Here is a 9,537-nt window from a genome sequence, read left to right on the forward strand (position 1 = left end):
GCCCAGCGCGGCCCTGTCGAGGAACCGAGGACCGAATGAACCTGCGCAATTTCGCCATCTGGGCCGTGATCCTGTTGGGACTGGTGAGCGTCTACGCCGCGATCAGCCAGAACGGCGGCCCGGCCATGCCCGGCGCCAAGGAAGGCGCCGCCGGACGCCCTGAGACCCTGACCTATTCGGAGCTGATGACCGCCGTAGAGGCGCAGCAGATCAAATCCGTGGTCGTGCGCGGCGACGCCATGACCGGCGAGAAGAAGGACGGCGTCAAGTTCAACGCCGTGACGCCGGTGCCCAACGTCGACCTGCTGAACCAGATCCGCACCAGCGGCGGCGACGTCGAGGTCAAGAGCACCCGCCAGCCGTGGTGGTCGGGCCTGCTGGGCCTGCTGCTGCCGGTGGCGCTGATCGTCGCCTTCTGGCTGTTCATCATGAACCGCATGCAGGGCGGCGCGAAGGGCGCGATGGGCTTCGGCAAGTCCAAGGCCAAGCTGCTGACCGAGCACAAGGGCCGCAAGACCTTCGACGACGTCGCCGGCGTGGACGAGGCCAAGGACGAACTGCAGGAGGTCGTCGACTTCCTGAAGGACCCGGCCAAGTTCCAGCGCCTGGGCGGCAAGATTCCCAAGGGCGCCCTGCTGGTCGGCCCTCCGGGCACCGGCAAGACCCTGCTGGCGCGCGCCGTGGCGGGCGAGGCGGGCGTGCCCTTCTTTTCGATCTCGGGCTCGGACTTCGTCGAAATGTTCGTCGGCGTCGGCGCCAGCCGCGTGCGCGACATGTTCGAGCAGGCCAAGAAGAACGCGCCGTGCATCATCTTCATCGATGAGATCGACGCCGTCGGTCGTCACCGGGGCGCGGGCCTGGGCGGGGGCAACGACGAGCGCGAGCAGACGCTGAACCAGCTGCTGGTCGAGATGGACGGCTTCGAGGCGTCCGAAAACATCATCCTGATCGCCGCGACCAACCGTCCCGACGTGCTGGACCCGGCCCTGCTGCGTCCGGGCCGCTTCGACCGTCAGGTCGTGGTGCCCAACCCCGATGTTTCGGGGCGCGAGCGCATCCTGCGCGTGCACATGAAGGACGTGCCCCTGGCCGCCGACGTCAACGTCAAGACGCTGGCGCGCGGCACGCCGGGCTTCTCGGGCGCCGACCTGGCCAACCTGGTCAACGAAGCGGCCCTGATGGCGGCCCGAAAGGACCGCCGCATGGTCACGCACCGCGACTTCGAGGACGCCAAGGACAAGGTCATGATGGGCTCCGAACGGAAGTCCATGGCCATGAACGAGGAAGAGCGCCGCCTGACCGCCTATCACGAGGCCGGCCACGCCATCGTCGCCATCAACGTCAAGATGGCCGACCCGGTGCACAAGGCGACCATCGTCCCGCGCGGCCGGGCGCTCGGCATGGTGATGCAGTTGCCCGAAGGCGACCGCTACTCCATGAAGTTCCAGCAGATGATCGACCGCATCGCCATCATGGCCGGCGGCCGCGTCGCCGAAGAGTTGATCTTCGGGCCGGAGAGCATCACCTCGGGCGCCAGCTCGGACATCGAGCAGGCCACCAAGCTGGCGCGCGCCATGGTCACGCGCTGGGGCTTCTCGGAGCGTCTGGGCACGGTGGCCTATGGCGAGAACCAGGAAGAGGTTTTCCTGGGCCACTCGGTCTCGCGCAGCCAGAACGTCTCTGAAGAGACGGCCCGCATCATCGACGAAGAGGTCCGCCGCATCGTCACCGAAGGCTGGGAAGAGGCGCGCCGCATCCTGACCGACAAGGCGAGCGATCACGAGAAGCTGTCGCAGGCCCTGTTGGAATACGAAACCCTGTCGGGCGACGAGATCCGGGACCTGCTGGAAAAGGACCAGCCGCCCAAGCGGGATGAGGAGAACGACACGGTCGCCGGCCCGTCGCTGTCCGTCCCAGCCACGCCGGAGGACGAGCCTGCGACGCCGGCTGAACCAGCTCCCGCGGTCTGAACGGCGATGTAGCAGCCACGAAAAGGGGCGCGCCCGATGGGCGCGCCCTTCTTTAATCCAGGCCTCGACTTAGGTCGCTGGCTCGGGGTCTTCCAGCTTGACCAGGGTCAGCTTGCGCGCAGCGCCGGACGGATCAGGCCACGTGATGGACTGGCCCTCCTTCAGACCGATCAGGCCCGCGCCGACGTAGGACAGGATGGAGACGCGGCCGGCGTCGATGTCGGCTTCCTTGGGCAGGACCAACTGGACACGCCGCACTTCGGGGCTGTGGTCGTCCGAATAGTGCAGCCAGCGGTTCAGGGTCACGACGTTCTTGGGCATGGCCTTGGGTTCGCACACCTTGGCGCGGTCCAACTCCTGTTGCAGCAAGCCGGCGGGGCCTGAGCCGGGCAGGTCGCCGACCAGGCGATCCAGGGCGTCGAAGTCGTCGCTGCGAAGCGTGATGGCGGGCAGGGCGCCCTTGCGAGGGGTGGTCATGGAACGTCTCGTTCTCGAAAAAAGCGATAGGGCCGACGCGCTCAGGCGGCTGAGGGGCCGTCGTCGTCGGGTTGATGGTCGTCAGAATCCGGCGCGAGCGGCGGCCCGCTGTCGGGCGCGCTAGGGCGCCGGAAAGGAATAATCTCGGCCCCGCCGGCGTCGGGCTGAGGTGCAGCCGGCAGGCTGTGGTTATGAATTTCGGTGGTCATGGCGCAAAGTCTCTTGGTCCGGTCGCCGACCGGCCTGTTTCTGCGATGATAAAAAAGGGAACCGAAAGCGTGCAACGGGGTCCCGTAGCGGGCGCCCGGCGCGGGCGCGCGCGTGGCAGACCGCTACGGGTTAAGAGCCTTCGACGCGGCGTCCCGCGTGGGTGAGGCGTCGAGCCTGGCTGACGAAGCGTTTCATTGCCGTTAGAGGCTGAACCCCAGCGCAGCGAAAGTCAAACCGGCGCTCGCGGAGTCATCGTCGCATGAGCCTTCAATCCCCCGTGAAACGGCCCCTGGTCATGGGCATCGTCAACGTCACGCCCGACAGTTTTTCCGACGGGGGCGGCTGACGACGCCGGAGGCCGCGCTTGAGCACGCCCTGCGATTGATCGCGCAGGGCGCTGACGTGCTCGACATCGGCGGCGAAAGCACCCGGCCGGGCTCAGATCCGGTCGGCGAGGACGAAGAGGCGGCCCGCACCCTGCCCTTCATCGCCGCCCTGCGCGCGCGCTGGGCCGGGCCGATCAGCATCGACACCATGAAGCCGGCCGTGGCCCGCGCCGCCGTCGCCGCTGGGGCGACTATTTGGAACGACGTCTCGGCGCTCGGCCATGCGCCCGATAGTCTGTCCGTCGCCGCCGAACTGGGCTGCGAGGTGGTGCTGATGCATATGAAGGGCGCGCCCAAGACCATGCAGGACGACCCTCGCTATGACGATGTGGTCGCCGAGGTCACGGCCCATCTGGCCGCTCGCGCCGCAGCGGCGATGGCGGCGGGCGTGGCGCGCGACAGGATCTGGCTGGACCCCGGCCTCGGCTTCGCCAAGACGACGGCGCACAATCTGACGCTGACGGCGCGGTTGGAGGCTTTGGTCGCGCTGGGCTTTCCGATCCTTTACGCGGCCAGCCGCAAACGGATGATCCCGGGAGTGGACGCGACGGCGCTGGATGCGGCGGATCGGCTGGGCGGTTCGCTGGCGCTGGCGTTGGAGGCGGCGCGGCGCGGCGCACGTATGGTGCGCGTCCACGACGTGCGCGAGACGGTTCAGGCCTTGCAGCTTCAGGCGGCGGTCGAGGGCGCGGTTGGAAACTAGGGCTTAGAGTTTAGGCTTCCAGCTCGGCAGGACCTGATCAGGGAACCGGTCCAGGATAAAGGTCGGCTCGATGGCGCGCTCCAGCCAGATCTTGGCGCCCGCCAGCGCCAGGGTGAAGCCTTCCATCGCTTCGAGCGCGGCCTTTACGCCTGCGTCGGAGGCGGGAAAGCCGCGGTTTGAAACCTCGACCCAGGTCGCCGGGCCGCGCTCTTCGAACGTCCATTCCACTTCGGTCGGATCGTCGTCCAGATTCCAGTCGATCAGGATGCGGCGATTGGGGTCCAGCGCCTTCACCACAACGCGCGTGGCGACGCCGTACATGCCCCACGTCCAGGTCAACTGTGCGCCGGGCGACATCCGTCGATCTGCGTGGGTGAACCAGAACCACGAAGTCACGCCGGGCTCGGTAAAGGCCTGGTAGACTTCGTCGGCGGGCCGACGGATCAACATCCCAGTCTTCACCACAGGAGCTTCCATAAAGCCCTCTCTATCATAATTCCGGCATGGCAACGCTTATACGGCTGCAGTTGTTGCGGAAATTTTACCAGATTTTGCCAAAAACCCCACAGAACGTTGCAATAACTTTGTGCGACCACTTGCTTTCTGGGTAGCATCGTTCATTTGCGCGTTGTTTTAGCACAGCCTTTCCATCCTGCCCGCCTGAGCTGAAAGGGCGGCGCCTTTCGACGCGTGATCCCTTGTCTGACGCTTCGCCATCAGCCATGCAGCCGTCATGTCCTGGTTGCTGTCCCTGAATCCTTGGTTGGTGCTCGTCGTGGCGGGGCTTTTCGAGGTGGGGTGGGCGTCCGGCGTCAAATACGTCGGCATTCAGCGACCGTTGGTTTCGCTGGGCGTGGCGCTCGCCCTGGCGGCGAGCATGATCGGCCTGTGGGCGGCGACCCAGAAGCTGCCAGTAGGCACGGCCTATGCGGTCTGGACCGGCATCGGCGCGGTCGGGGCGGCGGCGGTCGGGATCGCCGTCTATGGCGAGCCCGCGACGGCGGTGCGGGCCGTCTGCATCCTGCTGATCGTGGCGGGCATTGTCGGGTTGAAGCTGTTTTCGGGGGCCCACTGATGACCTCTCTCGTCGAAGCGGCGACGAAGCCGCTGGGCCGGGTGCTGATCCTGGCGGGATCGGACTCCGGCGGCGGCGCGGGCATACAGGCGGATATCAAAGCCGTAACCATGCTGGGCGGGTTCGCCGCCACGGCGATCACCGCCATCACCGTTCAGAACACCCTGGGCGTTCACGGCGTGCATCCTGTGCCGCTGGACGTGATCGAGGCGCAGGCCAGGGCGGTCCTGGACGATCTCGGCGCGGACGCCCTGAAGACCGGCATGCTGGGCTCGGTTGAGGTGGTCGAAACGGTCGCCGGTCTGATCGACTATGCGGGCGGCGTGCCAGCTGTGGTCGATCCGGTGATGATCGCCAAGGGCGGCTCGCCTCTGCTGGCCGAGGCGGCGGTCGAGGCGGTCCGGCGCCTGATGGTGCCGCGCGCGGCCCTGCTGACCCCCAATGCGCCCGAGGCCGAGGCTCTGACCGGGATCGCGGTCCTCGATCTGGATGGTCAGCGCCGCGCGGGCGAAGCCTTGCTGGCGATGGGCGCTCGCGCGGTGTTGATGAAGGGCGGCCATGTGCCCGGCGAGACGGTGACCGACCTGCTGCTGACCGCCGACGGCGAGACGGTGTTGGAAAGCGAGCGGGTGCAGACCCGCCATACCCACGGCACCGGCTGCACCCTGGCCAGCGCCTGCGCGGCGGGCATCGCCAAGGGCCTGCCCCTGACGACGGCGGTGGCTGAAGCCTGGGCCTACGTCGCCGAAGCCATCCGCCGCGCGCCAGGGCTGGGTCAGGGTCACGGCCCGCTGGATCACGGATGGCCCCTGCGATGAGCGTAGAGGGGTTGGCGGCGGCTGCGGAGCTAGAGACCCGCCTGACCGAGATCGTCCGCGCCAATGCCGGACTGATGCATGTGCTGGGCGTGATGCGCGACCTGGACCTGCCGGACTGGCGGCTGTTTTCGGGGGCGGTCTACCAGTCGGTGTGGAACGAGCGGACCGGCCGGGCGCCGGGCTATGGCGTCAAGGATTACGACATCGGCTATTTCGACCGCGACACCTCCTGGGACGCCGAGGACGTGATCATCAAGCGGGTCGCAGCGGCGTTCGCGCCGGAGTTTCGCGATATCGTCGAGGTCCGCAACCAGGCGCGAGTGCATCTGTGGTTCGAGGGCAAGTTCGGCGAAACCTATGAGCCGCTGACCTGCACCGACGACGCCCCGGCTCGCTTCGTGGCTCCGGCCTTCGCCCTGGGGGTGCGGCTGGAGAAGGACGATGCGATCAGCGTCGTCGCCCCCTTCGGCCTGCAGGACGTGTTCGACATGGCGATCCGGCCCAATCCCACGCGAGGCCTGGCCAGGGGCTGGGACCGGGTGATCGCCAATGCGCGCGGGCGCTGGCCCGAAATCACGGTGATCGAACCGGCATAGAATAAGGGCGCGACCCTTTCGGATCGCGCCCTCGGCAGAGCCCCTGACAGGGAGGGATGAGGCCCTGATGCTGAACCGTCTCAGTAGCGACGGTTGTTGTGGTCGCGGCGCTCCAGCCGGATCTTGGCCGACAGGCGGTCGTAGCGACGATCCAGGTCCTGGCGCTCCCAGCGGGTCAGGCCGCCACGGGTATAGTTGCGCTCAAGACGGACCAGGCCGTCCAACTCATCCTTGAGGCGCGAGGCTTCGCGTGAGCCTCAGCTGGCGGGTGCGGACGCCCTGGTCGATGCGGCGGTCCAGGTTGTATTTGCGCTGGCTGACCGATTGCCAGCCGCCATAGTTCTGCTCATAGGCGGGACCGCGCGAGGGGCCGTGCCGATCATAGGATTGCGCCGCGGCGGGCAGGGCGGTCGCGGCGACCGTGGCGGCCAGGACGGGGATCAGCAGGGTCTTCATGATCGAACTCCTTCGGGTCTTCGCAACCGATCGGGCTGCGTTGACCTCACAAGACCACCCTGAGCCTGATCCTCGCCTGAACGGCGCGTTTCAGTCGGCGTTCATCAGCATGAGAACTTTGTCATCTCCTCGGGCGGGAGGCGGTTCCGATCAGGCGCGAGGGCGACCGCGACGGAGATTCCTCGGGCGCGCGTTCCTTGTTCAGAGGAACAGCGATAGACTGCACGTTCAGCCGCCGTTCAGAGGCCCCTGTCTAGAAGACGAGCATGATGCGTATTCGAGCCCTCCTTCTGGCCGGTCTGATCGCCATCGTCCCCCTGACGGACGCGGCGGCCCAGTCGCGCGGCCGTGATCGGGACCGCGACGAAAGCCGTTCTCAGGATCGTCGCGAGGCGCCCGCAACTATCCGGGTCAGGGGCTGCGTGATGAGCCCAGGTCGAGCCCGCGCGCCAACCCGGGCGACGTCGCCCGTCGCGTCCAGTCGGGCCGCCCCGGCCGTATGCTGGGCGTGCAGGAGCGCGGCGGCGACTATGTGGTGCGCTGGGAGTATCCCGGCGGCCGCGTGTCGGACATACAGGTTGACGGCCGATCCGGCCGGGTTCGCGGAGACGACTGAATGCGGGTGCTGCTTGTCGAGGACGACGTCGATCTGTCGCGCCAGTTGAAGACCGCCCTGACCGACGCCGGCTACGCCGTCGACCACGCGCCGGACGGCGAGGAAGCCTGGTTCCTGGGCGACACCGAACCCTATGACGTGGTGGTGCTGGACCTAGGCCTCCCCAAGATCGACGGCGTGTCCGTGCTGGAGCGCTGGCGCCGCGAAGGCAAGGCGACGCCGGTGCTGATCCTGACCGCGCGCGGCGCCTGGTCGGACAAGGTGGCGGGCTTCGACGCCGGGGCTGACGACTATCTGACCAAGCCCTTCCACACCGAGGAGCTTCTGGCCCGCCTGCGCGCCCTGCTGCGCCGCTCGGCCGGCCATGCGGCGGCGACCCTGACCTGCGGGGGCTGAGGCTGGACCCGCGCGCAGCGCGCGCTACGGTCAACGGGGAACCGCTGCGGTTGACCTCGCTGGAATACCGGCTGCTGCACTATCTGATGATGCATCAGGGCCGGGTCATCAGCCGCACCGAACTGGTCGAACACCTGTACGATCAGGACTTCGACCGCGACTCCAACACCATTGAGGTCTTCGTCGGCCGCCTGAGAAAGAAGATCGGCGCGGACCGTATCGAGACCGTGCGCGGGCTGGGCTATCGCCTGTCGCCGCTGGCGGGCGAGAGCGACGCGGCTTGATCGCTCGCCGATGACCGAGGCGATCACCGAGGCCGAGATCAAGTCTGGGGCCGATGGCGCCGAGCGTTCGTCGGCCCGGCGCGAATGGGGTCGGTGGTTCGGGCGGCCCGGCCGTTCGCTGACGCGGCGTCTGATCTGGCTGGCCGCCGCATGGATCCTGGTCGGCTTGGCGGCGGCGGCGGTGGTGCTGACGGCCGTGTTCCAGGAATCGGCCCTGCGCCGCCTCGGCAACACCCTGAGCGACACCATCGACGAGACCGTCGTCGCCTCCGTCATCACGCCCGAGCGCGAGGTGTTCGTGGGCGAAATACGGGACGCCCGCACCCAGCGCCTGCTGTCGGGAAAATACTGGATGGTCGCCGAGCCTGGGCCTCAAGGCGCGCTGCATGTGCTGGCGCGCTCGGCGTCCTTGGCCAATGCCGACCTGGAGTACGCCCCCGACCTGTCTGGCCGCCTGCGCAGCGCTTTCGGTCAGACTATCAGCTACAACGCCGAGGACGGCCCCAAGGGCGAGCCGCTGCGCATCGCCGCCAGCATGAAACAACTGCCCGGCCGCCAGCAGCCGGTCGTCTTCTTCGCCGGGATCGACCGGTCCGACGTCGACGCCGACACGCGCCAGTTCGCCACTGTGACCTGGATCGCCATGCTGCTCTTGGGCGCCGGGCTGGTCGCGGCGGTGTTCATTCAGGTGCGGGTGGGCCTGCGCCCGCTGTTCGATCTGGGCGACGAGATTTCCAATGTGCGACAAGGCCGCTCGCACCGGGTCGAGGGCGGTTATCCGCTAGAAATCCAGCCCCTCGCCGAACAGGTCAACCGCCTGCTGGCGCACAATCAGGAGACGGTTGAACGCCAGCGCACCCACGTCGGCAACCTGGCCCATGCGCTGAAGACGCCGCTGGCCGTCATGTTGGCCGAGGCCGGGACCCAGGAGGGCGTGCTGCCCGACATGGTGCGCAAGCAGACCAAGGTGATGCAGGATCAGGTCGATCACCACCTGCGCCGCGCTCGCGCCGCCGCCCGCGCCGCCCACGGCCTGGGCGAACGCACCGACGTCAGCGAGGTGCTGGACGAGATGGCGGTCATGCTGGAGCGGGTGTTCGAACAGAAAGGCGTCGAGATCGACTGGCGCGCTCCTGACGATCTGGCCTTCCTGGGCGAGCGCCAGGACCTGCAGGAAATCTTCGGCAACCTGCTGGAGAACGCCGCCAAATGGTGCCGCCGCCGGGTGCGGGTCTCGGCCGGTCCCTCCATGCCAGGCCAGCTGATCGCCGTGGTCGAGGACGACGGCCCCGGCCTGCCCGCCGACCAGCGCGACACCGCCCTGAAACGCGGCACCCGCATGGACGAGGACACCCCCGGCACGGGGCTGGGCCTGTCGATCGTCGACGAACTGACCCGCGCCTACGGCGGCCGCGTCACCTTGGGCGACAGCAGCCTGGGCGGGCTGAAGGTGGTGCTGGAGCTGCCGGCCGCCGAGGGGTGAGGGACAAGCGGCTGTTGCGCAGGTCTGCGTCGGGGGTTTCCAGACAGGCCGCTTGGGTATTCTAAAG

At 67.8% G+C, this 9,537-nt stretch carries 9 protein-coding genes and 2 pseudogenes; 7 read left to right on the forward strand and 4 right to left on the reverse strand.

The features are described 5' to 3' along the window. Nucleotides 1-35: 35 nt before the first annotated feature. A complete protein-coding gene (gene ftsH, locus V8F63_RS07580) occupies nucleotides 36-1,970 on the forward strand; it encodes an ATP-dependent zinc metalloprotease FtsH (protein WP_392354937.1) in 1,935 nt (644 codons plus the stop codon). A gap of 69 nt (nucleotides 1,971-2,039) precedes the next feature. On the opposite strand, the gene rnk is transcribed toward ftsH, so the two are convergent. Continuing rightward, complete coding sequence (gene rnk, locus V8F63_RS07585; RefSeq protein WP_392354938.1) at nucleotides 2,040-2,447, reverse strand: nucleoside diphosphate kinase regulator; 408 nt, start codon at nucleotides 2,445-2,447, stop codon at nucleotides 2,040-2,042. A gap of 469 nt (nucleotides 2,448-2,916) precedes the next feature. Here rnk and folP point away from each other — a divergent pair. After that, a pseudogene (gene folP, locus V8F63_RS07590) lies at nucleotides 2,917-3,746 on the forward strand (dihydropteroate synthase). A gap of 3 nt (nucleotides 3,747-3,749) precedes the next feature. On the opposite strand, the gene V8F63_RS07595 reads toward folP, so the two are convergent. Then, nucleotides 3,750-4,196, reverse strand: coding sequence for an SRPBCC domain-containing protein (locus V8F63_RS07595; protein WP_392354939.1), 447 nt, complete (start codon nucleotides 4,194-4,196; stop codon nucleotides 3,750-3,752). Nucleotides 4,197-4,479: 283 nt separating this feature from the next. Here V8F63_RS07595 and V8F63_RS07600 point away from each other — a divergent pair, with 283 nt between their 5' ends. Genes V8F63_RS07600 through V8F63_RS07610 form a run of 3 tightly spaced genes read left to right on the forward strand, consistent with a single transcriptional unit; the run spans nucleotide 4,480 to nucleotide 6,235 of the window. After that, complete coding sequence (locus V8F63_RS07600; protein WP_303705292.1) at nucleotides 4,480-4,821, forward strand: multidrug efflux SMR transporter; 342 nt, start codon at nucleotides 4,480-4,482, stop codon at nucleotides 4,819-4,821. Continuing rightward, on the forward strand, nucleotides 4,821-5,639 hold the full coding sequence (gene thiD, locus V8F63_RS07605; protein ID WP_392354940.1) for a bifunctional hydroxymethylpyrimidine kinase/phosphomethylpyrimidine kinase: 819 nt from the start codon (nucleotides 4,821-4,823) through the stop codon (nucleotides 5,637-5,639). Before V8F63_RS07600 ends, thiD begins: the two co-directional genes overlap by 1 nt. Further along, the gene (locus tag V8F63_RS07610; RefSeq protein ID WP_392354941.1) at nucleotides 5,636-6,235 is read left to right on the forward strand and encodes a nucleotidyltransferase family protein; all 600 of its coding nucleotides are present in this window, start codon (nucleotides 5,636-5,638) and stop codon (nucleotides 6,233-6,235) included. The genes thiD and V8F63_RS07610 overlap by 4 nt, the downstream gene beginning before the upstream one ends. A gap of 80 nt (nucleotides 6,236-6,315) precedes the next feature. On the opposite strand, the gene V8F63_RS07615 is transcribed toward V8F63_RS07610, so the two are convergent. Together V8F63_RS07615 and V8F63_RS07620 are read right to left on the reverse strand one after the other, a co-directional pair. Then, nucleotides 6,316-6,459 carry a hypothetical protein gene (locus V8F63_RS07615; RefSeq protein WP_392354942.1) on the reverse strand — a complete coding sequence of 48 codons (144 nt, stop codon included), beginning with the start codon at nucleotides 6,457-6,459 and terminating at the stop codon, nucleotides 6,316-6,318. Nucleotide 6,460: 1 nt separating this feature from the next. Beyond that, nucleotides 6,461-6,691: a hypothetical protein gene (locus V8F63_RS07620; protein WP_392354943.1), complete on the reverse strand. Its 231-nt coding sequence runs from the start codon at nucleotides 6,689-6,691 to the stop codon at nucleotides 6,461-6,463. Between the two features lie 616 nt (nucleotides 6,692-7,307). Here V8F63_RS07620 and V8F63_RS07625 point away from each other — a divergent pair. After that, nucleotides 7,308-7,987 (forward strand): annotated as a pseudogene (locus V8F63_RS07625) (response regulator transcription factor). 10 nt (nucleotides 7,988-7,997) lie between these two features. Then, a complete protein-coding gene (locus tag V8F63_RS07630) occupies nucleotides 7,998-9,470 on the forward strand; it encodes a sensor histidine kinase (protein ID WP_392354944.1) in 1,473 nt (490 codons plus the stop codon). The last annotated feature ends 67 nt before the right edge of the window (nucleotides 9,471-9,537 follow it).

It is taken from the genome of Brevundimonas sp. LF-1, from assembly GCF_037055305.1.
In the GTDB taxonomy this organism is placed as follows: domain Bacteria; phylum Pseudomonadota; class Alphaproteobacteria; order Caulobacterales; family Caulobacteraceae; genus Brevundimonas; species Brevundimonas sanguinis.

What these genes read in the sequence shown, in the direction of transcription:
- ftsH (WP_392354937.1), top strand. Translation starts at nt 36, where the DNA reads ATGAACCTGCGCAATTTCGCCATCTGGGCCGTGATCCTGTTGGGACTG.
- rnk (WP_392354938.1), bottom strand. Translation starts at nt 2,447, where the DNA reads ATGACCACCCCTCGCAAGGGCGCCCTGCCCGCCATCACGCTTCGCAGC.
- V8F63_RS07595 (WP_392354939.1), bottom strand. Translation starts at nt 4,196, where the DNA reads ATGTTGATCCGTCGGCCCGCCGACGAAGTCTACCAGGCCTTTACCGAG.
- V8F63_RS07600 (WP_303705292.1), top strand. Translation starts at nt 4,480, where the DNA reads ATGTCCTGGTTGCTGTCCCTGAATCCTTGGTTGGTGCTCGTCGTGGCG.
- thiD (WP_392354940.1), top strand. Translation starts at nt 4,821, where the DNA reads ATGACCTCTCTCGTCGAAGCGGCGACGAAGCCGCTGGGCCGGGTGCTG.
- V8F63_RS07610 (WP_392354941.1), top strand. Translation starts at nt 5,636, where the DNA reads ATGAGCGTAGAGGGGTTGGCGGCGGCTGCGGAGCTAGAGACCCGCCTG.
- V8F63_RS07620 (WP_392354943.1), bottom strand. Translation starts at nt 6,691, where the DNA reads ATGAAGACCCTGCTGATCCCCGTCCTGGCCGCCACGGTCGCCGCGACC.
- V8F63_RS07630 (WP_392354944.1), top strand. Translation starts at nt 7,998, where the DNA reads ATGACCGAGGCGATCACCGAGGCCGAGATCAAGTCTGGGGCCGATGGC.